The following is a 22164-nucleotide window of genomic DNA, read 5'->3' on the forward strand; positions in this document are numbered from 1 at the left end:
AACCGCACCGCTTCCCGGTGTTTCCACTACCGGGCACGTATGGTGCAAGTGTGTGGCGGCTAGAGAAGAGACGGGATGACGGCGACGTGACGTCCGGAGTCGAACGGGAAGCAGCGGAGGCGCAACTCCGCGAGGGTCCCGTGGCGGCATCGGCAGGCGTGGTCGACACGGCGCTGCACGCCTGGCGTCAGCAGCTCAGCACGGTCGGCGGCCCATCGCCGCTGCTCCACTTCGTGGACGCCCCGACGACCCGGGTGGAGCTCAGCTCGACGCATCCCGGTGGTCTGCCGCAGTTCATCTCGGGCAAATCGACGCTGCTGTCGAACCTCATCCGCGACGAGATCGCGCTCCGCGGTGCGAAGCGCGCCGCCGACCGCATCACGACGAAGGGCATCGAGCTCTCCACCGTCCGCGGCATCGACGCCGTCCACCTCGCCGTCGGTCTCGCCCAGTGGACGCATCAGGGTGAGGACTTCAGCGCGCCGGTCCTGCTCCGGCCGCTGGCCATCCGCCGGTACGGTCGCGACTACGAGGTCAAGCTGCGCGGCGCCACGACCGCGAACCCGGAACTCGTCCGTGCCCTCCGCGAGCAGTTCGGCATCGTCCTCGATCCCGACGAGTTCGTCGCGCTGAGTGAATCGGGCGGGGTCTTCAAGCCGCAGCCCGTCATCGACCGCCTCCGCTCGCTCGCCGCCGGGCTCGAGTGGTTCACCGTCCAGCCGCGTCTGCTCGTCTCCTCGTTCGCCGCCGTCGGTCACTCCCTGCTCGACGACGCCGCCAAGCTCGACCACCCGATCCTCGACGCCGTCGCCGGCGACGAGGGTGCGGTCGGCCTCGTGCGCAGCAGCTTCACGCCCGTCGACGCGCCGGGCCAGGACGACCGCCCGCCGTCGACCGACACCCTCCTGCTCGACGCGGACGTCGAGCAGGAGAACGTCATCGCGCAGATCGGTGCCGGCAACTCGCTCGTCGTCACGACGCTTCCGGGCACGGGCGGCACGCAGACCATCGTGAACGCGATCGGCGTGCTCGCGTCGCAGCACAAGCGCGTCCTCGTCGTCAGCCCCCGCCGCTCCACGCTCGAGGGCATCCGCCACCGCCTGACCAAGGTCGGTCTGCCCGGTCTGTGCGCGTCGCCGTCGACCCTCCGCCGCGACCTCATCCAGGCGATCACGCGCAACGAGCGCGCGATCCCGCCGCAGGTCGGCGAGGTCGACGACGCACTCGTCCGGCTGCGTCGGGTCCTCATCGACTACCGCACCTCGCTGCAGGCGAAGGACCCGGACCTGCGGGTCTCGGTCATCGAAGCGCTCGAAGCACTCTCGAAGCTCTCCAAGCTGCCGCACCCTCCGGGAACCCTGGTCCGGCTCGACCGCCAGACGCTCGTCGGGCTCGCCGCAGGCCGCTCCCGCGCGGCGGAGGCGCTCGAAGGCGCGGCCGCCCTCGGCGAGTTCCGCTACGGTCCGGGCGACTCGCCCTGGTACGGCGCGTCGTTCGACACGACCGCGGAAGCCCAGGAGACCCACGACCTCGCCAAGCGCCTGCACCGTAAGGACCTGCCGCAGCTCCTGGAGCGCGCGTACGGGCTCATCGGGCAGACGCAGATGCGGCCGTTCGAGTCCATCGACGAGCTGGGCATCTACCTGCGACTCCTCGCGGACATCCGCGAGACGCTCGACCGCTTCCAGCCCGACGTCTTCGACCGGTCGCTCGCCGACCTCATCGTCGCGACGAGCCCGCGGAAGGACTCCGCCGCGATGTCGTCGGCGAGCCGCCGGCGACTCAAAGCCCTGGCCAAGGAGTACCTGCGGCCCGGCGCACACGTGCCCGACATGAACGCCGCCCTCCGTCGGATCCAGCAGCAGCGCACCCTGTGGCAGCGCTACGTGACGACCGGCGCGCCGCCCGAGGTGCCGCTCGGCATCGCGGACGTCGAGCAGGCGTACCAGACGGTCGCTGCGAAGCTCGAGCTGGTCGACCAGCCGCTCGGTATCGCCGACACCCCGGACCGCCTCGGACGCCTCGCGATCCCGAGTCTCGTCCGCACCATCTCCGAGCTCGCCGCCGAGTCCGAGGTCCTCCACAACCTCCAGGAGCGCACCGCGATCCTCGCCGGCCTGCGCGAGCAGGGTCTCGGCGAGCTCATCATCGACCTGTCCCAGCGGCACGTGCCGCGGACGCGCCTCGCCGACGAGCTCGAACTCGCCTGGTGGCAGTCGATGCTCGAACTCGTGCTCACCGAGGACCGCGGCCTGCTCGGCGCGAACACGAGCGTCGTCGAGCGTCTCGAGTCCGACTTCCGGCTGGTGGACGAGGCGCACGCCTCCGCCTCCGGGCAGCTCCTCGCCTCGCTGCTGGCCGACACCTGGAAGATCGGTCTCGTCGACCATGCCACCGAGGGCATGGCGCTCCGGGCGCTCCTCAAGCGCGATCGACCACTCCGAGCGGCCGAGCTCGAGCAGGCGGCACCCACGCTGTCCCGCGTCCTCGCTCCGGTCTGGCTCGTCTCGCCGTACGAGGTGCCTCGCATCCCCGAGAGTGCGTCCTTCGACGCCGTCTTCCTCGTCGACGCTGGGGCGACGCTCCTCGCCGAGAACGTGGACGCCATCCGTCGTGCGCGTCAGGTCGTCGCCTTCGGTGACCCGGTCACGCAGAGTCCGTCGCCCTTCGAGATCCGTCTGTCGGATCAGGAGGCGACGCCCGAGCAGCACGCCGACATCGCCGAGCTGCACCGTGATTCCGCGCTCGAACAGCTGAGCTCCGTCCTGCCGACCCTCATGCTGACGCGCTCCTACCGCGCGGGAGGCGAGGACCTCGCAGAACTCGTCAACGAGCGGTTCTACGGTGGCCAGATCGACTCCCTGCCGTGGGCGGGTTCGTTCCTGGGCCACGGCAGCCTGAGCCTCGACTACGTGCCCGGCGGGCTCGGCATGCCCGACCCGGTCACCGGAGCGGTGGAGAGTGTCGACGTCGAGGTCGAACGAGTGGTGGAACTCGTCCTCGAGCACGCCTCGAACCGTCCGAAGGAATCCCTGATGGTCGTGACCGCGAGCGACAAGCACGCGGTCCGGGTCCAGCAGGCGGTCCTCGCAGCGTTCTCCCGTCGTGCCGACCTCTCCGACTTCCTCCTCCGCGAGCGGGCGGAACCGTTCACCGTCCTGACGCTCGAGCAGTCCGTGGCCGAGAGCCGCGACCGCGTCATCTTCTCGATCGGGTACGGCCTGACGCCGCACGGTCGGGTCCTGTCCGACTTCGGAGCGCTGGGCCAGCCCGGCGGTGACCGGCTGCTCGCGGTCGGCATGACGCGCGCACGGCGGTCCATGGTGATCGTCTCCTGCGTCCGCCCTGAAGACCTCGACCAGAACCGGATCCAGCACGGCATCCTCGCGCTCGCACGCATCCTCACGGACACGTCGCGCCGCGCCTCCGAGGATCAGGCGACGCACGAGGCCGAGCCGATGCTCGTCGACCTCGCGACGCGCCTCGAGACGCTCGGGATGCGGGTCGACATGGGCTACCGCGGCAAGCTCGCCCTGGTCGCCTCGTGGGGTGGCCGAGCCGTGGTCGTCGAGTGCGACGAGGAACTGGGTGACGCGAGCCTCCGTGAATCGCTGCGGCTCCGCCCCGACGTCCTGCGCCGCCTCGGCTGGCACTACGTCCGCGTGCACAGCTTCGACCTCTTCGCCGATGCCGAGGCGGTCGCGCAGCGTGTGGCCGGTGTGCTCGGGCTCAACACGACCGAGCACCTCGACACCGCGCCGATCGCCGTGCAGGTCCCGCGCCACTGATGGTCGGACACTGATCATGCAGGACGATCAGGAGCCACGGATCGTCCGCCCCCGAGGATCGAGGCGGGCGATCCGCCCCGGTGCTCCCGGAACGGATCCCGCGCCGCAGCTGCCGGCCGATCCCGTCAAGGCGGCGGAGGACACCGACGCCGCCTGGGGCGGCACCGTCGAACCCGCTGGCGGCGGCGGCAACGACGACGAGCTGCAACGCAACGTCCCGCCCCACTGGTGAGCGGGACGGGATGTTAGTGCTGCTGGACGAGCCGGACTAGCGGCCGTCGGTCGTGTCGTCGCGTGCGGGCGGCAGCGGAGCGCTCGTGCCCGTCTTCAAGACGTCGCGGATCTCGGTGAGGAGCGACAGCTCACTCGGTGCTGCGGCCTCGTCGGCGATCGTCGGCTTCGTGGTGACGCGCTTGAAGTGGTTCATCGGCAGCACGATGACGAAGTAGACCACGGCGGCGACCAACAGGAACTGGATGGTCGCGCCGATGAACGCGCCGAAGTGGATGACGGCAGGGTCGCCATCGACCGTCGGGATGGAGACGTTGAACGCGTCGTTCAGGCTCTCCGCGCGGAAGAGCGCCCCGAGCAGCGGGTTGAAGATGTTCTCGACGAGCGAGTTGACGATGGCGGTGAACGCGGCCCCGATCACGACGGCCACGGCCAGGTCGATCACGTTGCCGCGGAGGATGAACTCCTTGAAGCCTTTGAGCATGGGGTCTCCCTGAGGATCGGGGATGGGCAGGACCCTGGCTACGCTACCGGCTCAGGACGTGGCGCTCCCGGCGGAGGCCGGTGTGGCGCTGGAGCCGGAGCTGGAGGAGCCGCCCGACGAGGAGGATCCGCCCTTGGTGTCCGAGGAGGACGAGCTCGACGACCCCTCCGAGGACTTCGAGGAGGCCGGGATGGAGCTCGAGCCCTTGCCGGCACCGGCGCGGGAGTCCGTGCGGTAGAAGCCGGAGCCGTTGAACGTGACACCGACCGCGCTGAACAGCTTGCGCAGCTTGCCGGAGCACGCCGGGCACTCGGTGAGGGAGTCGTCGGTGAAGGACTGCTGGACGTCGAAGGCGTTGCCGCACTCGGTGCAGCGGTAGGCGTAGGTGGGCACGGGGTCTCCTGGGATGTGGTGGGTCGGCGCGCTCAGCGGCGCGGTCTGACCTGGTCGAAGTCGAGGATGCGGCTCGGGGTCACGGCACCGCCGACGGGTTCGTCGTGGATCTCGCTCGGGACCTCGTCGAGGATCTCGGTGTCGTACAGCACGGCGTAGACGGGCGGGCAGCGCTCCATCGAGCCGAGCGTCTTGTCGAAGTACCCGCGACCCCAGCCCATGCGCATGCCGTGGGCGTCGACGGCGGCCGCGGGGACGAGGATGAGGTCGACGTCGTTGATCGCGATGGGACCGAGGGTGGTACCCACGACCTCGGGGGTGCCGGCGAAGCCCACCGTCTCGATGCCTTCCTCGCCGATCGTCCAGTCGAGGAGCCCGTCGGTGCGGGTGATGGGGAACAGGATGCGGATGCCCGCCTCCTGCGCCCACTGGAGGAAGGGACGGGTGTCGGGCTCGCTCGGGGAGGAGAGGTAGCAGGCGATGGAGGTCGCGCCGAAGCGGGAGACGAGGGCTCGGAGGTTGTCCGTCAGGCCGGTGGTCGACCGCTCCTTCTCCAGGGAGGTGAGCAGCTCCCGCCGCTCACGGAGCTCGGCGCGCAGCGCTCGTTTCTCGTGTTCGGCGGGGCTCGTCATGCGACCCATTCTAAACGGCTCGTCGTCGCGCCCGGCTCGTTGCCCGACCTCATAGCCGACATCCGTCGCCTCGTCCAGGGGTTCAGGGGGTTTCACCCTCGATCGAGGGGGTATTCGGCGACTTCCCCGGCTCCACACGATAGGTTTTCCCTCATGACCACTCGTGTTACCAAAGCAGTCATCCCCGCAGCAGGTCTCGGCACCCGGTTCCTTCCGGCGACGAAGGCCCTGCCGAAGGAGATGCTCCCCGTCGTCGACAAGCCGGCCATCCAGTACGTCGTCGAGGAGGCCGTCAGCGCCGGGCTCGCCGATGTGCTCATGATCATCGGCCGCAACAAGAACGCCCTCGCCAACCACTTCGACCGCGTGACCGAGCTCGAGCTCAACCTCGCGAAGAAGGGCGACACCCAGCGCCTCGAGAAGGTCAACGAGTCGAGTGAGCTCGCCGACATCCACTTCCTGCGCCAGGGAGACCCGAAGGGCCTCGGCCACGCCGTCCTGCGGGCCAAGCGCCACGTCGGCCACGAGCCCTTCGCCGTGCTCCTCGGCGACGACCTCATCGACGCCCGCGACGTCCTCCTCGAGCGCATGCTCGACGAGCAGGACAAGCGCAACGCGACGATCATCGCTCTCATGGAGGTCGACCCCGATTCGATCCACATGTACGGTGCAGCAGCCGTCGAGGCCACCGACGACCCCGACGTCGTCCGGGTGACCGGGCTCGTCGAGAAGCCCGCGAAGGAGGACGCCCCGTCCAACCTCGCCATCATCGGCCGCTACGTACTGAAGCCCGAGGTGTTCGAGATCCTCGAGCGCACCGAGCCGGGCAAGGGTGGCGAGATCCAGCTGACCGACGCGCTCCAGGAGATGGCCGCCGACGTCGAAGGCACGGGCGGCGTCTACGGCGTCATCTTCCGCGGCCGTCGTTACGACACGGGCGACCGCCTCGACTACATCAAGGCGATCGTGCAGCTCGCCGTCGACCGCGAAGACCTCGGTCCCGAGCTGCGTCCGTGGCTCAAGGGCTTCGCCGGGAACCTGGACTGAGTCCACCCGACGACACACCACGCGCCCCGGGTCCGCAGCTGCGGATCTCGGGGCGCGATGCTGTCGACGACGTGGTGTCGGTGCATCGGTGAGCGCTCCACTAGGCTCACCACAGAACGCGAGAGGGGTGGCACGGTGGCGCAGGTCGTACCCGTTCTGAGCAGTGGGCGAGTGAGCATCCGGCCGATCAAGGTCCGTGACGCGAGGCCGCTCGAGCGCGAGCTCGCGGAGAACCGAGCCTGGTTGCGCCGCTGGGAGGCGACGAGCCCCTACGGCCCGGTCCCCGCCGACAGCCGTGCGGCGATCCGGTCGCTGCAGAACCACGCACGCTCGGGCGCAGGCCTCCCGTTCGTCATCGAGGTCGACGGGGAGTTCGCCGGCCAGCTCAACGTCTCCGGCATCACCTACGGATCGCTGGCCTCGGCGTCGATCGGCTACTGGGTCTCGCAGCGGTTCGCGGGTCTCGGTGCCACACCGCTCGCGACCGCCCTGGCCACCGACCACTGCTTCACCGCCCTGCAGCTCCATCGTCTGGAGATCTGCATCCGGCCCGAGAACGCTCCGAGCCTGCGGGTCGTCGAGAAGCTCGGGTTCCGGTACGAGGGACTGCGGCGCCGCTTCATCCACATCGACGGCGACTGGCGCGACCACTTCTGTTTCGGCCTCGTCCGCGAAGAAGTCCCAGGCGGCGTCCTGAACCGGTGGTTGGACGGCCAGGTCCCGAAGGACGCGTGCGTGATCCCCGAGGCCGACCGTCTCGCGGCCGCGTCGCCGTTCCCCTCTCGCTGACCCGGTATCCGTTTTCCCCCTCTATCCGGGGACACACCCGACGACTGCCCGTCTCCGGTCGTTGCACCCGCTACGGTCAGGGACATGGACGGCGGATTCCTGAGCGGTGGGGTGATCATTCTGGTCGCAGCGATGCTGTGGCTGGTATACCTGGTGCCGTCGTGGGTGCGTGACAGTCAGTTCTCCGCCAGCGAGCGCAACGCGATCCGGCTGCAGCAGACGCTCCGTGTGCTCGCCGAGACGGCTGAGGTCCCGGAGGCCGTCCGCCTCGAGGCGACGTCGCGTGAGGTCGCCGCGCAGCGCAAGCTCCTCAAGCAGCTCGAGGCCAGGACGAAGGCGACGGCCGAGGCCGCGGCGCGCGTCGAACTCGCCGAAGCCGACCGGATCCGCCGCGAGGAGGAGGCCAGGGCTGTGCAGGCCGAAGCCGCCGCCCGTGCCGCGGAGGATGCTCGTCGTGCGGCCGCTGCCGCAGCCCGTGCCGTGCAGCGCAACGCCCGAGCGGCGAAGCTCGCGCGAAGCCGTCGTCGCTCCAGACTGCTCGCGACCACCGTGTTGGTCGCCTCCATCATCGGGTTCTGCTCCGGCGTGACCGCGTTCCTCGCGGGTGGCGGTCTCGTTCTCGGTATCTCGTCCACGGTCGTCGGTCTGCTCGCTCTCTCTGCGCTCTCCCGGATGTCGCGCATCGCCCACCGTGCCGTCGCGCCGGTACCGGCGGTCGCAGTCACGACCAGGCGTGTCGAGTCGGCGCTCTTCGAGTACAACGAGCCCGTCAAGGCGGCGTCGCAGGCGCAGACGTGGACCCCGACGTCCATCCCGAAGCCGCTCCACCTCTCCGAGGGATCGTCGGCTGCCGCTGAGCTGGCGAAGGCCGACGCCTACGATCGCCTGCGCCAGGCGGCCATGCAGGAGGCCATCGCCTCCCGCGCCGAACGTCTCGCGCCGGTCGTACCGACGATCGTCCGTCGTCCGGAGCCCGTCGCCGCTCCGCAGCCCGAGCGCGTCGAACCGCAGCCGGCCCCGAGCCGTTTCGCCTCGATGGGTGTCATCGACGAGGGCGAGATCGCTGCCGGCGGCTCCACCCTGCTGCAGCGTCGCCGCGCCGCGGGCTGAGTCCCGACCGCGCCCGTCCGGTCGTTCATGAACCGGTCACCGGCGACGGATAGACTCGTCGAGGGGGTTCGTCGCTCGGTTCTCGTCGACGCCCTGGAACGCGAAAGGTGACCATGGGCGTGTGGCGGAAGAGCCGGCGGAAGCCGATGAAGCCCTACGTCGCGCCCCCTGAGGTGGCTCCGCCGCCGGTCGAGCACGCGGTCGAGGAAGGCCTCCTCATCGCGCGGTCCTGGACCGTGGTCGAGGTCACGAACTGGATCATCGAGCGCGCACTCCGCGACGGCGCGTCCTACGACGCCGAGGCGACGCAGGCGGCTGTCCGGCGTGAGCTGGGGCGCATGGCCGACGAGCAGGAGGAGTACGCCGACCTCGCACGGGAGGCGCGCCAGACGGCGTTCCAGCGTCGGGGGAGTGCGCGTCACCAGCACGACTACCGTGCAGGCGACCTGAGTGCCCTGTCCCGTCGCCGCGAGGTGTATTCGGGGCTCGCCGCCGAACTCCGTCGGGTGAGCGAGGACGAGGAGTTCGTCGCGGCGATCGCGGAATCCGCTCGTGAGCGTGCGTGGGGTGACCTGGAGCGCGCCATCCAGGCGAAGCTCGACCGGGTCCTCGACGAGCCGGTCGTCGACGAGCACTATCGGCGTGCCCGGAGCCAGCGGCTCCGCTGGTTCCGCGATCTCGACCTCGCTGCCCTCATCGCCGCCAATCCGAAGGACGGCAGCATGCCGGTCGACGACGGCCCGAACCCCTACGAGGACTAGCGCGGCCGGTTCGAAACGGCTCGCCGGTTCTGCTAGCCTGGACGAGTAGTTGGGCCCATGGCGCAGTCCGGTAGCGCACCTCGTTCGCATCGAGGGGGTCAGGGGTTCGAATCCCCTTGGGTCCACCAGCTGCAACGACAACCCCGCACCTCACGGTGCGGGGTTGTCGCGTTTCCGGGCGTCGGCGGCGCCCGCGTCCTGTACGGTCAGGGGCACGGCGCCGCTTCGGTTCCCGTGAACGGGACGAGCAGTCATGCCAGCAGCATCCGAACCGACCGTGCAGCGCGACGCCGTCCTCGGGGTGATCGGTACCTCGCTGAAACCCGACGAACGACGCGTGCCGATCCACCCGGCGCACTTCGAGCGCATCCCGGAGGAGTTCCGGTCTCGGATCGTCGTGGAGCACGGCTATGGTGCCCGGTTCGGCGTCTCCGACGAGGAGATCGCGCCCTACGTCCGCTCGTTCGCGACGCGCGCCGAGGTCATCGCGCAGGCGGACGTCGTCCTCCTGCCGAAACCGCAGCTCGAGGACGTCCAGGAGCTCCGGGACGGGCAGACGCTCTGGGGCTGGCCGCACTGCGTCCAGGACGCCGCGCTGACGCAGCTCGCGATCGACAAACGACTCACGCTGATCGCCTTCGAGGCGATGAACCATTGGGCCGCCGACGGCAGTTTCGGGTTGCACGTCTTCCACAAGAACAACGAGCTCGCCGGCTACAGCTCGGTGATCCACGCGTTGGAACTCTGCGGCTCCACCGGCAGCTACGGCCGTCGCCTGACCGCCGTGGTCATCGGGTTCGGCGCGACCGCCCGAGGTGCCGTGACCGCGCTCAACGCCCATGGGATCCACGACGTGCGCGTGCTCACCAACCGCCGGGTCGCGGCGGTCGCGGCGCCCATCCATTCCGCCCGCATGATCCAGTTCGACCACGACGACGGCCCGTACCTCAGCGAGGTCATCACCGACGAGGGCCGCGTTCCGCTCGCACCCTTCCTGGCCGAGAGCGACATCGTCGTCAACTGCACGCTGCAGGACCCGAACGCACCACTGCTCTACCTCCGTGAGGACGATCTCGGCGCGTTCCGGCCCGGCAGCCTCATCGTGGACGTCTCCTGCGATGAGGGCATGGCCTTCGAATGGGCGCGTACCACCGGGTTCGACGACCCGATGTTTACCGTCGGGCGCGGGGAGATCAACTACTACGCGGTCGACCACAGTCCGTCGCTCCTGTGGAACTCGTCCAGCTGGGAGAACAGCGAGGCGTTGCTGCCGTTCCTGCCCACCGTCCTGGCCGGACCGGCCGCCTGGGCCGACAGCCTGACCGTCCAGCGGGCCGTCGAGATCCAGGACGGCGTCATCCTCAACCCGGCGGTCACCGAGTTCCAGCACCGGTCGGCCGAGTACCCGCACGAGGTCCTGCCGGGCTGATCGGTTCTTTGCAGACTGCGCGAGCAGTGGGGCCGCGGCGGGCCTCTCGGTGTACCGCTGACGGAGGCACCTCGCCCGGGAGGCCTCTCGTGTGCACTTCGACAGGCTCAGTGACCGGGAGAGGTGCACCCGGCTTCACCCCGGTCCCCGAGCAGCCCCCTCCGGTCCCCGAGCAACCCTCTCCGGTCCCTGAGCGGCCCCCTCCGGTCCCTGAGCCTGTCGAAGGGCATTCGTAGGCACTTCGACAAGCTCAGTGACCGGAAGAGGTGCACCCGTACTGAATCGGAACGATGAGGCCTGTTCGTGGGCACTTCGACAAGCTCAGTGACCGGGAAAGGTCTGTCCGCACCGCTGCGGTCCCGGAGCTGTGCCGCCCTTCGACGGGCTCAGCGACCGGGAGCGGTCTGTTCGGCGTGCTTCGGTCCTTGAGCCTGTCGAAGGGCAGTCTGGGCCGTGCCACCTCGGTGAACGGGGAGGTTCGCTCGGTTCACGTGGGACGCGCCAGCCACGTGAACTCGGCCTGAGAGGTTCGTGGCAGGCCGCGCAAGCGGTCGAGCGTGGCATGCGCCGGCCCCTACGCTGGACGCTTGCGCCGTGCGGCATCGGCCGGCGGAGGAACACGTAGTGCACGACCGGCTCGAGGAGGCATGGATGTTCGTATGGCAGAGCTGGTGGGGTGTCGCCGCAGCAGCCGGGATAGCGCTGATCGCAGCGCTCGTCGTCATCGTGATCGTGTCGGTCTCATTCCGGATGGCGGCGCGGCGGAGCGACTGGCCGGGTGCGCTCGCCGGGAGTGCCAGGCACCCCTTCCGGGCCCTCGTGATCCTGGTCGCCGTGTGGCCGGCGGTTGCGGCGACGCTTCCCGATGAGACCGCCCGTGGGTTCATCGACCAGACCTTCCGGATCGCCGTCATCGCCGCAGCGACGTGGCTGGTCGCCGCGCTGCTCGCCTTCGTCATCGGGCTCGGCCAGGCTCGGTACCGCATCGACGTCCCGAACAACAAGGTCGCCCGCCGCATGCAGACGCAGCTCGCGCTCGTCCGTCGCCTGGCGATCGCGGTCGTCGTCATCGTCGGTGTCGCGTCGATCCTCCTGACGTTCCCCGGCGTCCAGGGCGTCGGGGCGAGCGTGCTGGCCTCCGCCGGTGTCGTGAGCATCGTCGCCGGCCTCGCGGCGCAGTCCGTCCTCGGGAACGTGTTCGCCGGGATCCAGCTCGCCTTCAGCGATGCGATCCGGGTCGACGACGTCGTCATCGTCGAGGGGGAGTGGGGCCGGATCGAGGAGATCACCCTCACCTACGTCGTCGTCGGCATCTGGGACGATCGCCGTATGGTGCTCCCGTCCACCTACTTCACCTCCACGCCCTTCCAGAACTGGACGCGGAACACGAGCGAGCTGCTCGGGTCGGTCGAGTTCGACCTCGACTGGTGGGTGAGCCCCGCGGTCATGCGGACCGAGCTGGAGCGCATCCTCGACCGCACCGACCTCTGGGACGGCCGGGCGCAGGTCCTGCAGGTCACGGACGCCGTGGGCGGCTACGTGCGCATCCGCATCCTCGTCACCGCGGTGGACGCACCGACCCTCTTCGACCTCCGGTGCCTCGTGCGCGAGCAGATGGTCGAGTGGATCCTCGCGCAGAACCCGTCGGCGATCCCGCGCAACCGGGTGCAGATGGTCGAGCAGGAGCCTCGTCCGGTGCCGAAGCGCGGCGGGCCGGTCACCGAGCCCGTCGGGCTGTTCAGCGGCAGCGCCGAGGCCGAACAGCGCGCGAGCCTCTTCACGTCCTCGATCACCCTGCCCGACCTGGACGACGAGCCCGAACGCTGACCGTCGCACGACCGGACGCGTGTGCACCGAATCGTTGTCGTTCCGGCGATCCTGTATGCGCTTCCCGTCGCTACCATCAAGGGAACCTCGCCGGGTGACCTGCCGGCGGGCCGTCGGTGCTGCTGCCGACACGAACGGACGGCGCCGGCCCGAACCCCGGCGACGGCATGCGAAGGAGACCGCGCGTGAACGACGACACCCTCTTCCTCACCGATGAGGACACCGCCGTCCCCGGCGAACGCCCGGAGCAGCGTCTCGAACGACGCTCCGCGTCCGTCCTGAAGCACCGACTCCTCGAGCAGGAACGCAAGCAGTTCGAGGAGTCTCTCGCCTCGGCCAAGGCGGACGGCGCCCTCGAACGCGCAGCGGCCCTCATCGTCTCCGCCCGGCGACGATTCCTCATCGGGGCGTCGAAGTCGTTCACCTACGCGTCCCTCCTCGCCGCGGACCTCAGCTACGGCCTCGCGAACGTCACGCTCATCGACGGCACCATCGTGCGTCCCCTCGACGTCCTGAGCGACGTGCGTACGAGCGACGTCATGATCGCCGTGTCGCTACAGCGGTACCGGAAGTACACGATCGACTCCGTCGTCCCGTTCGCCGAGGCGGGAGGCAGCCTCGTACTCATCACGGACGCGCCGGACGCCCCGCTGACCCCGTACGCCGACGAGACGATCGTGCTCGGCCGTGCCGAGGACGGCCACCCGAGTTCCTCGATCGGGATCGCGCTCACCCTGCACATCCTCGCCACGCTCACGACGGCCAGCGCCAAGGGCGCCGGCCGTCGGGCGGTGGAGCGGGAGCGCCTCGCCGAGACGCTCGGGGTCTACGTCTCCGACGAGCACTGAGCGCGGACCGGGATCAGCTTCCCGAGCCCTTCCCCTCGCGCACGATCGACAGGGGTTCCGTGATGTCCTCGAGGGACTTCCGCGCGGCGTCGACGCCGAAGATGAGGGCGATCAACCCGCCGAGGACCATCACGCCGGCACCCACGAAGTAGCCCACGGTGAGCGGCCCGCGGTCGGTGCCGTCACCGATCAGGATCCCGTAGAGCAGCGGCGCGACCGAACCCGCGATCTGTCCGATCGCGAAGAAGTAGCCGATCACCTGGCTGCGGAGCTCGAGCGGGAAGATCTCGCTCACGGTCAGGTAGGCGCTTGACGCACCGGCGGAGGCGAAGAAGAACGAGACGCACCAGAAGATCGTCTGGGTCGTCGCGTCGAGCGCACCGGCGTTGAAGAGCACCGCCGAAACCGCCAGGACCGCCCCGGAGACCCCGTAGGTGAGGAAGATCATCTGGCGACGACCCCAGGTGTCGAACAGCCTGCCGAGGAGGAGTGGGCCGAGCAGGTTGCCGATTGCGAAGGGGAAGAAGTAGTACTGCGTCGACGAGGGGCTCGTGCCGTAGAAGTTCTGCAGCACGAGCGCGTAGGTGAAGAAGATCGCGTTGTACAGGAACGACTGGGTGATCATCATCGCGAGGCCGACGAAGGTGCGCTTCGGGTACTTCGAGAAGAGGACGCCGAAGATGGTCCGGATCGGGATGTGGCCCTGGGCCTGCACCGTGAGCGCCTTCGACTCGTCGACCGGCTCGATCGTCCCGCCCTGCTTGCGGACGGTGGCCTCGATGTCGTCGACCGTGGCCTCCGCCTCCTGTTCCCGACCGTGCGTCATGAGCCACCGCGGACTCTCGGGGATGTGGCGGCGCAGGAAGATGATGGCGAGACCGAGGACCGGGCCGATGAAGAACCCGATGCGCCAGCCGACGTCCTCGGCGAAGTAGTCGGTGTTCAGCAGGAACAGGTTCGCCGCCGATCCGAGGGCGGCGCCGCCCCAGTAGGTGCCGTTGATGGCGATGTCGACGTGCCCGCGGTACTTCGACGGGATGAGCTCGTCGATGGCCGAGTTGATCGCCGCGTACTCGCCACCGATGCCCATGCCGGCGAAGAACCGGAAGATGGCGAGGAACCAGAACGTGGGGGACAGGCCGGCGATGCCGCTCGCGACGAGGTAGATCGCGAGGGTCAGGATGAAGAGCTTCTTGCGGCCGAGGCGGTCCGCCATGCGGCCGAAGACGAGGGCGCCCGTCACCTGGCCGAGGAGGTAGATCGTCCCGAGGAGTCCGACCTCCGCCGCCGACAGACCCAGCGACTTCTGGAACCCGGCGGAGGCGACGATCTGGATCTCGAGGCCGTCCAGCACCCACGAGAAGCCGAGACCGACGACGATCATCCAGTGGAACCGGGTCCACGGCAATCGGTCCATCCTGGCGGGGACGAGGCTCCGCACCGGGGCAGGTAGCCCGGAGGTCGACGTGTTCGACATGGAATGACTCCTTCCACGGCCGTCCCGTCGACGGTCGATCCGGGAGATGACGCTACTCCCGCGGCGGGCATCGGACGTCGCTGATCGGTGCCCCTTGACTTCGTCCTGGCGGAGGAGCACCCTACGCCCGGCACCCCGTGCGATGGCGCCCGGTGGCGCGGAGTGGTCGTACGCTCGAAGCGCGACGAGATCGCGGACGGCTGCCGAGGGCCGTCGAGGAGGAGGCGGCATGCACCTGGTCGAGGACAGCACCGAGACGGACATCACGCGGGTCTTCCAGGACCGGATCACCTCCGGCGTCGCCCCGGGATCGTACGTCGCCGTGTTCGACCGCGAGCGGGTCCGGTTCGAGCAGGGGTTCGGCGGGGTCACCGTGGGCGGTCCGGTGCCCGACGCAGACACGCTGTTCCGCATCGCCTCCTGCACGAAGAGTTTCACCGCGGCCGTGCTCCTCATCCTCCGCGACGCCGGTCGCCTCGACCTGGACGCGCCGGTGGACGGGTTCGTGCCGGAGTTCGCGCCGGTGCTCCCTGACGGCGTCGCCGTCCGGCCGACCGTGCGTATGCTCCTGACGATGTCGGGTGGGCTCGGAACGGACGATCCGTGGGGTGACCGCCAGGAGTCGATCACCGTGGACGAGTTCCGGCGGCTGCTCGTGCGCGGCGTCCGATGCGTCACGACACCCGGGACGGCGTTCTCCTACTCGAACCTCGGCTACGCGTTGCTCGGGCAGGTCATCGAGCGTGTGACCGGTGGCTCCTACATCGACGCGGTGACCTCGCTCCTGCTGGAGCCGCTCGGACTCGGCGCCGTGTTCGAGCGACCCGAGGGCGACGGGGCGGTCACGGCGACCGGTCATCGTGTCCGCCGCGAACGGGCCGTCGATGGAGACGGCCGATTCGTCGAGGTCCCGTTCTCCGGCCCCGGGGTCTTCTCCTCGATCGGCGGACTCTTCGCCTCGGCCTCCACCCTGATCGGATGGGTGCGCTGGCTCGACGGCGCCTGGACCGGGGACGAGACCGGACCACTGTCGAGCGCCAGCCGCCGCGAGATGCAGCAGCTGCACCGGCTGGCTCCGTCGCGGCCCACCCTCGACGGCGTGCCGCCGAGACTCGCGCTCGGCTACGGCTTCGGCCTCTTCGTCGAAGAGGACGCCGACCTCGGGACGCTCGTCTCGCACTCGGGCGGCTACCCCGGTTACAGCGCCCACATGCGGTGGCACCCGACATCGGGGTTCGGCGTCGTCGCCTTCGAGAACGCCGGCTACGCCGCCGTGGCGAAGCCCGCCGAACAGGCCCTGCGGCTGGCGATCGCGGGCGCCAAGGCCTCCGGTGAGCTGCCGGAACCGGCGATCCGCCCCTGGCCGGAGACCCTCGTGGCGTCGATGACCGCGACCGGGCTGCTGTCGCACTGGGACGACCGCGTCGCCGCGTCGCTGTTCGCCGAGAACGTCGCCCTCGACCGCCCGCTGGACGAGCGACGCGAGGCGGTCGACGCCGCTGTCACCGCCGTCGGTGGCATCGCCGAGGTGGCTTCGGGACGTGCGACGCCGATCTGCGATTCGCCGGACCACCTGGTCTGGTTCGTCGAGGGGACGGAGGGCCGCCTCCGCCTGGAGGTCCGGATGACACCCGTGCTTCCGCTCCGGGTCCAGACCTTCACGGTGACGGTCGACGACCAGCGGGAGTGAACGCCGAACGCCGGCAGCTGAGGCTCAGCTACCGGCGTTCAGGTGGAACGGTGTGGCTCGGTTCAGCCGATCGAGTCGTCGTCGCCGTTGCCGTTGCGGTTCGTCGGGGAGATGTCCTCCGTCGACTCGACGTACTCGTAGTCGGTCGTCGTCGGGCCGTCGTGGTCGCCGGTGTTCGTCGCTTCGCCGACGGGACGGTAGATGAGCTGGCCTTCGCCGTAGGGTAGGACGAGCTCGCCGTCCTGACCGTCTTCGAGCGGGATGATCTCGCTGTCGAGCGGGCCGCCGGTGAGTTTCGCAAGAGTCTGTGACATGTCGCCAGCCTAGCCCCGACGACTGTCAGAGTGCTGCGATGGTCCAGGACACCCGGTGTGGTGTATTGGGAGCCAGGACGACGAGGTCGGTCCCGGTCGAGAAGGCGTCGGGTGGGCAGGTCATCGGTTCGACGGCGAGCCCCAGTCGGTTCAGCTCCGCGACGGGCTGATCGGCCGTGTGCACCTGGACCCAGGGCAGACCGTCACCCCAGTGCATGGCGACGCCGCTGCCGGATGGCGTCGCCACGCGCACCGTGACCCGGCCGTCGACGTCGCGATCGAGCGCCGTGTACGCGTGGTCGACGAAGGTGTCGCCGATGGCCCGGGGTGACCGGAAGTCGAAGTGCTCCGTCGCCTCCGTGTCGACCGGCTCCAGCGAGACCGGGATGAGCCGGTCCGGCGTGACGGTGAGCACCACGGCGGCGGGCAGTTCGAGCGTCCAGTCGTCGACACGGCCCTCACCCGCGACGAGGTACGGGTGCGGTCCCGTGCCGTAGGGCGCGTCGACGTCGCCGAGGTTCAGCGCCTCGACGTCGGTGCGGAGTCCGTCGTCGTCGAGCGTGTAGGTCGCGGTGACCTGGACGCGGAACGGATAGCCCTCCTGCGCCTCGATGACCACGCGGAACGCCGCCGACGCCGTGCTCGACGACACGAGGTCCCACTCCGACCAGGCGGCGAGTCCGTGGAGGGCGTGACCGCGAGCGGGTTCCGTGAGTGCGAGCTGGTGGTCGACGCCGGCGAAGGTGTATCGGCCGTCGACGACGCGGTTGGGCCACGGGGCGAGCATGGCGCCGCGGAACGCCGGACGGACCTCCTCGGCGTCGAACGGGACCACGAGGTCTCGGCCGTCGTGCCGCAGGAACCGCAATGAGGCACCGACCGAGGCGATCGACGCGGTGTACGCACCGTGCTCGAGATCGACACGACGTCCCGAGATCGGACGTCGGTCGACGGAGGCGGACGGGGACACGGCGCTGGTGGATTCGGTCACGGCCCCATTCTGTCGCATCGACGCCGACCGACCCGGCCGACTGGCGGTGCGGGTCGGGCGGTGGGACGCGGCTCAGTCGAGGGAGCGGCCGCGCATGTCCGAGAGGAACAGTGCGGCGACCGCGGCGACGACGAAGAAGGCGGCGAACACGGAGAAGAGCAGGGCCTGTCCTGCGAGGAGGAGCACCGGGACCGACAGCGGGGCGATGATCGAGGCGATGCGGCCGATGCCGGCGGCCCATCCCGCCCCCGTCGCACGGAGCGCTGTCGGATACAGCTCCGGGGTGGTCGCGTACAAGGCGCCCCAGGCGCCGAGGTTGCAGAAGGACAAGCACATCCCGAACACGATGATCGTCGGTTCGGTCGTCGCCGTGCCGAACAGGACCGCCGACACCGCGGAGCCCGCCAGGAAGGTCGCGAGGGTCTGCTTCCGGCCCCAGGCCTCGATCAACCATGCCGAGACGGCGTAGCCCGGGATCTGGGCGAGGGTGATGATCAGGGTGAAACCGAAGGACCGGACGAGGGAGAACCCGGAGGCGACGAGGATCGTCGGGATCCAGATGAACGCACCGTAGTAGGAGAAGTTGACGCAGAACCACACGATCCAGAGCGAACCGGTGTCGCGGCGGTGCGTGGGTACCCACAGCCCACGGAGGCGCTCGCCGGCGGAGAGACCGGCGCTCACGGGGGTGTCGGTGGTGGTGTCGACGGCTGGCTCCGGGTGGGCGACGCCCGCCGAGGCCTCGAACTCGCGGACGACGGTTTCCGCCTCGCGGTGGCGCCCACGCGACTCGAGGAAGCGCACCGACTCCGGCAGTCGCGTCCGCACGATGGCCGCGTAGACCGCGGGCAACGCGCCGATGGCGAGCGCCCAGCGCCACCCGTCGTCGCTCGTCGGCACGACCAGATAGCCGATGAGGGCGGCGGCGATCCACCCGATCGCCCAGAACGCCTCCAGGAACACGATGATCCGCCCGCGGATCCGTGGCGGGGCGAACTCACTCATGAGGGTCGAGGCGACGGGCAGCTCGGCGCCGAGTCCGAGGCCGACGACGAATCGCAGCACGATGAGCACGCCGAGTCCCCAGGCGAGGGCCGACGCGCCCGTCGCGATGCCGAACACGAGCAGGGTGATCGCGAAGACGTGGCGCCGTCCGACCCGGTCGGCGAGCAAGCCCCCGAGCGTCGCACCGATGGCCATGCCGAGGAACCCGGCTGAGGCGATCCAGGAGAGCTCCGTGTTCCCGAGCTGCCACTGCACGGCGAGCTGGGCGAGCACGAAGGACACGAGTCCCACGTCCATGGCATCGAGGGCCCAGCCGACGCCGGAACCGACGAGCAGTCGCCCGTGTGCCTTGGTGAACGGGAGCGCGTCGAGGCGCTCGCTGCGGGTGCGGGGTGTGGTGGGGGCGGTGGACACGTCACCATTCTGGTGCAGGATGTGCCCACCGGCGCCGGTCCGTCGCAGATAGGCTGACGGCATCGAACTGCAGGCGTGCGGCCGGGCAGTTCACCCGCTCCGCCCGCCGTTCCGTCGAAAGGCCACTCCCGTGACCGATGCACCGTCTCCCGACCCGCAGCAGCCTGACGCCCGCCCGCCGCACTGGCCGACGGGTCAGCAGCCGCAGCACCCCTCCGGCCAGCAGCCGCAGGCGCCGTACGGGCAGGGACCGCAGCAGCAGAACCCGTACGGTCAGCAGCAGCCGCAGGCGCCGTACGGACAGGGACCGCAGCAGCAGAACCCGCACGGACAGCAGCAGCCGCCGTACGGACAGGGACCGCAGCAGCAGAACCCGTACCAGCAGAACCCGTATGGCGGGCAGCGGAACCTCTCCGGCGGACAGCCATACCAGCCGCAGCAGCCGTATCAGCCGCAGCAGAACCCGTACCAGCAGCAGCCGCCGCAAGGCCCTCCCGGGTACGGCCAGCAACCGCCGCCTCCCGGTGCCCCGAAGCGTAAGCGGACGGGGCTCATCATCGCCCTGGCCGTCGGTGTCCCGCTCGTGTTGGCGGCGATCATCACCGTCGTCGCCCTCGTGCTCACGCAGGGGGGCGCACCGGTCGCGGACCCGAGCCCCACCCGCTCGGCCACCCCGACGAAGACCGCTTCTCCGACGCCCACGGAGACGGACTCGACGCCGGAGCCGACGAAGACCTACGTCTCCATCCCGCCCGACCTCGACTTCGCGGCCGGGCAGGACGTCCCCACCGAATGGACGGCCTACCTGACGAACGACCTGGACTCGTCCTGGGCGGCGATCGGTCCGGACCGGAACGGCGTCGAGATCTACCGGAACGCGGCGACCTCCTGCGACGTCGGACTCGGCAACATCGCGTTGACGCCTGACGAGATCGCGGTCGGAGACGACGAGAAGTCGAGCGACGCCTACATGGCGAAGTACGTCGGGGCCGACTACGTCAAAGCGGACGGCACGACGGAACAACTGAACTACAACAGCGGTGGAGGCCTCATCGAGTTCCGGGTCCTGTCATGGACCCAGCCCTCGGGGGAGCGCACGTACTGGGGCGTCCGGTCGCTCACGAAAATGGGGATCCTCGTCGTCTTCACCTTCACCTGCCGCGATCAGGCGTCGCTCGACCTGCTCGCGAACGACGTCGTGAACCTCATCTCCGTGGAGCTGCTGCCGAAGCGCTGACCTGTCCCGTCGTCAGAACGCGCGGAGGACCGCCTGCGCGACCGTGAAGATCGCGAGGCCGGCGAGCGCGCCGACGATGGTGCCGTTCAAGCGGATGAACTGCAGGTCGCGTCCCACGAGCAGCTCGATCTTCTGGGTCGTCTCCCGGGCGTCCCAACGCTCGACGGTCTCGGTGATGATGCTCGCGATGTCGTGCCGGTAGCGGGTGACGACGTAGGACAGGGCGTCCGCGACGCGGGTGTCGACGCGGGTGGAGAACACCCGGTCGGTCGACAGTCGCCGGCCGAAGTCCGCGATGGTGCCGGCGATCCGCACGCGGAGGTCGCTGTCGGGGGCGTCGAGTGCCTCGAGGAACGCGCTCTTCGCGGCCGCCCAGGTCTTACCGGCGACCTCCCGGACACGAGGACTGTCGATGACCTCGTGCTTGGCGTTCTCGAAGCGGGTGATGGTCGCGTCGTCGTGCTGCAGTTGCTCCGCGAGCTCGCCGAGGTAGCCGTCGAGGGCATGACGGAGCTGGTGGTCGGGGTCCGCGCGGACGGCCTGGACGAAGGACACGGCCTCCCGGTAGAGCTTGTCGTCCACCAGCCGGTCGACGAAGGACGGCACCCAGGTCGGCAGACGGCTCGAGACCAGGCGTTCGAACGCCTTCGGATTCGTGCTCAGCCATTCACCCGTGCGGTCGAGGAGGAGGTCGACCGCGTCGTGGTGCGCGCCGACGCCGACGATGTGCTCGACCCAACGGCCGATGTTCGGGGCCCACTGCGGGTCGATGAGGTGTTTGGACGCCAACGCCTCGATGACTTCGCGGACGTCGTCGTCGGACAGCGTCTCCAGCAGACCCCGCACCGCGATGGACCCCTCGGCGGTGACCCGCTCGGCGTTCGCGGGCTCGGACAACCATCCGCCGAGCTTCTCCGAGACGGAGACGGACGCGAGCTTCTGCCGCACGACCTCCTCGGAGAGGAAGTTGGTCTCCACGAACTCGCCGAGGCTGACGCCGATCTCGTCCTTGCGCTTCGGGATGATCGCCGTGTGGGGGATCGGGATGCCGAGCGGGTGCCGGAAGAGGGCGGTGACGGCGAACCAGTCCGCGAGCGCCCCGACCATGCCGCCTTCCGCAGCGGCCCTGACGTACGCCAACCACGGGTAGCGTCCCTCGAGTGCGAACGCGACGGCGAAGATGACCGCCATGACGAGAAGCAGTCCGGTGGCCAGGCGCTTCATCGAGCGCAGGGCTCGCGCGCGGTCCGCGTCGGCAGCGGTGAGTTCGAGTGTGGGGGAGCTCGTCATCCGCCCATCCTAGGCTCGTCGCCCGTGTCCTCCGGTCCGATGGAGCAGGAGGACACCGTACCCCCTGGTGGTACCCTGAGCCGGTGATCGAAGACATCAAGAAGCGGGCCCTGCACCGGACGAAGATCCTCGAGGGCCAGATGCGTGGCCTCGAGAAGATGATCGAGAACGAGGACTACTGCATGGACATCATCACGCAGTCGCTCGCCATCCAGAAGTCGCTGGGGTCCCTCAACAAGCTGCTCGTCGAGAACCACCTGCTGACGCACGTCACGCAGATGTTCGAGGAGGGCGGGGACAGCAAGGACGCCGCGGTCGGCGAGCTCCTGCGGATCTTCGAGCTCAGCAACAACCGCGGCTGAGCCGGGCCGTCAGGCCGGCCCGAGCCGTCGCACGGGCCCGAGCAG

The 22164-nt window shown here is 69.6% G+C and carries 20 protein-coding genes and 1 tRNA gene; 13 read left to right on the forward strand and 8 right to left on the reverse strand.

The features are described from left to right. Positions 1-86: 86 nt before the first annotated feature. Complete coding sequence (locus tag EAO79_RS10210) at positions 87-3788, forward strand: AAA family ATPase (protein WP_241160846.1); 3702 nt, start codon at positions 87-89, stop codon at positions 3786-3788. A 16-nt stretch (positions 3789-3804) separates the two neighbouring features. Continuing rightward, a complete protein-coding gene (locus EAO79_RS10215; RefSeq protein ID WP_124768908.1) occupies positions 3805-4020 on the forward strand; it encodes a hypothetical protein in 216 nt (71 codons plus the stop codon). Positions 4021-4056: 36 nt separating this feature from the next. Here the strand turns inward: EAO79_RS10215 and mscL are convergent, their stop codons facing one another. Genes mscL through EAO79_RS10230 form a run of 3 tightly spaced genes read right to left on the reverse strand, consistent with a single transcriptional unit; the run spans position 4057 to position 5528 of the window. Further along, the gene (mscL, locus tag EAO79_RS10220) at positions 4057-4503 is read right to left on the reverse strand and encodes a large conductance mechanosensitive channel protein MscL (protein WP_124768909.1); all 447 of its coding nucleotides are present in this window, start codon (positions 4501-4503) and stop codon (positions 4057-4059) included. A 51-nt stretch (positions 4504-4554) separates the two neighbouring features. Then, a complete protein-coding gene (locus EAO79_RS10225) occupies positions 4555-4896 on the reverse strand; it encodes an FmdB family zinc ribbon protein (protein ID WP_124768910.1) in 342 nt (113 codons plus the stop codon). A gap of 32 nt (positions 4897-4928) precedes the next feature. Then, complete coding sequence (locus EAO79_RS10230) at positions 4929-5528, reverse strand: 5-formyltetrahydrofolate cyclo-ligase (protein ID WP_085511023.1); 600 nt, start codon at positions 5526-5528, stop codon at positions 4929-4931. A gap of 153 nt (positions 5529-5681) precedes the next feature. On the opposite strand from EAO79_RS10230, the gene galU reads away from it, so the two are divergent. The 8 genes from galU to EAO79_RS10270 all read left to right on the forward strand — a co-directional run bounded on the left by galU (position 5682) and on the right by EAO79_RS10270 (position 13339). Further along, complete coding sequence (galU, locus tag EAO79_RS10235) at positions 5682-6575, forward strand: UTP--glucose-1-phosphate uridylyltransferase GalU (protein ID WP_124768911.1); 894 nt, start codon at positions 5682-5684, stop codon at positions 6573-6575. A 135-nt stretch (positions 6576-6710) separates the two neighbouring features. Further along, on the forward strand, positions 6711-7364 hold the full coding sequence (locus EAO79_RS10240) for a GNAT family N-acetyltransferase (protein ID WP_241160847.1): 654 nt from the start codon (positions 6711-6713) through the stop codon (positions 7362-7364). An 84-nt stretch (positions 7365-7448) separates the two neighbouring features. After that, on the forward strand, positions 7449-8474 hold the full coding sequence (locus EAO79_RS10245; RefSeq protein ID WP_121289799.1) for a hypothetical protein: 1026 nt from the start codon (positions 7449-7451) through the stop codon (positions 8472-8474). 107 nt (positions 8475-8581) lie between these two features. Next, positions 8582-9235, forward strand: coding sequence for a hypothetical protein (locus EAO79_RS10250; protein WP_124768913.1), 654 nt, complete (start codon positions 8582-8584; stop codon positions 9233-9235). Positions 9236-9286: 51 nt separating this feature from the next. Then, positions 9287-9363, forward strand: a tRNA-Ala gene (locus EAO79_RS10255). A gap of 125 nt (positions 9364-9488) precedes the next feature. After that, positions 9489-10664, forward strand: coding sequence for a N(5)-(carboxyethyl)ornithine synthase (locus EAO79_RS10260; RefSeq protein WP_124768914.1), 1176 nt, complete (start codon positions 9489-9491; stop codon positions 10662-10664). 651 nt (positions 10665-11315) lie between these two features. Next, on the forward strand, positions 11316-12491 hold the full coding sequence (locus EAO79_RS10265; RefSeq protein ID WP_086474686.1) for a mechanosensitive ion channel family protein: 1176 nt from the start codon (positions 11316-11318) through the stop codon (positions 12489-12491). 185 nt (positions 12492-12676) lie between these two features. Next, positions 12677-13339 carry a MurR/RpiR family transcriptional regulator gene (locus EAO79_RS10270; protein ID WP_206428227.1) on the forward strand — a complete coding sequence of 221 codons (663 nt, stop codon included), beginning with the start codon at positions 12677-12679 and terminating at the stop codon, positions 13337-13339. Between the two features lie 13 nt (positions 13340-13352). On the opposite strand, the gene EAO79_RS10275 is transcribed toward EAO79_RS10270, so the two are convergent. After that, entirely contained in the window at positions 13353-14816 is a 1464-nt protein-coding gene (locus tag EAO79_RS10275; protein ID WP_079705402.1) for an MFS transporter, read from the reverse strand. A gap of 229 nt (positions 14817-15045) precedes the next feature. Between EAO79_RS10275 and EAO79_RS10280 the strand changes: the two genes are divergently transcribed. Then, positions 15046-16506 carry a serine hydrolase gene (locus tag EAO79_RS10280; protein ID WP_124768916.1) on the forward strand — a complete coding sequence of 487 codons (1461 nt, stop codon included), beginning with the start codon at positions 15046-15048 and terminating at the stop codon, positions 16504-16506. 62 nt (positions 16507-16568) lie between these two features. Here EAO79_RS10280 and EAO79_RS10285 read toward each other — a convergent pair whose 3' ends face one another. The 3 genes from EAO79_RS10285 to EAO79_RS10295 all read right to left on the reverse strand — a co-directional run bounded on the left by EAO79_RS10285 (position 16569) and on the right by EAO79_RS10295 (position 19230). Next, positions 16569-16820, reverse strand: coding sequence for a response regulator (locus EAO79_RS10285; protein ID WP_079001938.1), 252 nt, complete (start codon positions 16818-16820; stop codon positions 16569-16571). Between the two features lie 25 nt (positions 16821-16845). Next, entirely contained in the window at positions 16846-17811 is a 966-nt protein-coding gene (locus tag EAO79_RS10290; protein ID WP_371413638.1) for an aldose 1-epimerase family protein, read from the reverse strand. A 72-nt stretch (positions 17812-17883) separates the two neighbouring features. Further along, on the reverse strand, positions 17884-19230 hold the full coding sequence (locus EAO79_RS10295) for an MFS transporter (protein WP_241160848.1): 1347 nt from the start codon (positions 19228-19230) through the stop codon (positions 17884-17886). Positions 19231-19360: 130 nt separating this feature from the next. Between EAO79_RS10295 and EAO79_RS10300 the strand changes: the two genes are divergently transcribed. Then, on the forward strand, positions 19361-20467 hold the full coding sequence (locus tag EAO79_RS10300) for a hypothetical protein (RefSeq protein ID WP_124768919.1): 1107 nt from the start codon (positions 19361-19363) through the stop codon (positions 20465-20467). A 12-nt stretch (positions 20468-20479) separates the two neighbouring features. Here EAO79_RS10300 and EAO79_RS10305 read toward each other — a convergent pair whose 3' ends face one another. After that, positions 20480-21757, reverse strand: coding sequence for a DUF445 domain-containing protein (locus EAO79_RS10305; RefSeq protein WP_124768920.1), 1278 nt, complete (start codon positions 21755-21757; stop codon positions 20480-20482). Between the two features lie 83 nt (positions 21758-21840). Between EAO79_RS10305 and EAO79_RS10310 the strand changes: the two genes are divergently transcribed. Beyond that, the gene (locus EAO79_RS10310; RefSeq protein WP_064296530.1) at positions 21841-22119 is read left to right on the forward strand and encodes a metal-sensitive transcriptional regulator; all 279 of its coding nucleotides are present in this window, start codon (positions 21841-21843) and stop codon (positions 22117-22119) included. Positions 22120-22164: the final 45 nt, after the last annotated feature.

Origin of the sequence: Plantibacter sp. PA-3-X8, from assembly GCF_003856975.1 — a bacterium.
Classification (GTDB): domain Bacteria; phylum Actinomycetota; class Actinomycetes; order Actinomycetales; family Microbacteriaceae; genus Plantibacter; species Plantibacter auratus.

Coding starts and splice junctions, on each gene's coding strand:
- EAO79_RS10215 (WP_124768908.1), top strand. CDS start 3,805: ATGCAGGACGATCAGGAGCCACGGATCGTCCGCCCCCGAGGATCGAGG.
- mscL (WP_124768909.1), bottom strand. CDS start 4,503: ATGCTCAAAGGCTTCAAGGAGTTCATCCTCCGCGGCAACGTGATCGAC.
- EAO79_RS10230 (WP_085511023.1), bottom strand. CDS start 5,528: ATGACGAGCCCCGCCGAACACGAGAAACGAGCGCTGCGCGCCGAGCTC.
- galU (WP_124768911.1), top strand. CDS start 5,682: ATGACCACTCGTGTTACCAAAGCAGTCATCCCCGCAGCAGGTCTCGGC.
- EAO79_RS10245 (WP_121289799.1), top strand. CDS start 7,449: ATGGACGGCGGATTCCTGAGCGGTGGGGTGATCATTCTGGTCGCAGCG.
- EAO79_RS10260 (WP_124768914.1), top strand. CDS start 9,489: ATGCCAGCAGCATCCGAACCGACCGTGCAGCGCGACGCCGTCCTCGGG.
- EAO79_RS10265 (WP_086474686.1), top strand. CDS start 11,316: ATGTTCGTATGGCAGAGCTGGTGGGGTGTCGCCGCAGCAGCCGGGATA.
- EAO79_RS10275 (WP_079705402.1), bottom strand. CDS start 14,816: ATGTCGAACACGTCGACCTCCGGGCTACCTGCCCCGGTGCGGAGCCTC.
- EAO79_RS10280 (WP_124768916.1), top strand. CDS start 15,046: ATGCACCTGGTCGAGGACAGCACCGAGACGGACATCACGCGGGTCTTC.
- EAO79_RS10285 (WP_079001938.1), bottom strand. CDS start 16,820: ATGTCACAGACTCTTGCGAAACTCACCGGCGGCCCGCTCGACAGCGAG.
- EAO79_RS10305 (WP_124768920.1), bottom strand. CDS start 21,757: ATGACGAGCTCCCCCACACTCGAACTCACCGCTGCCGACGCGGACCGC.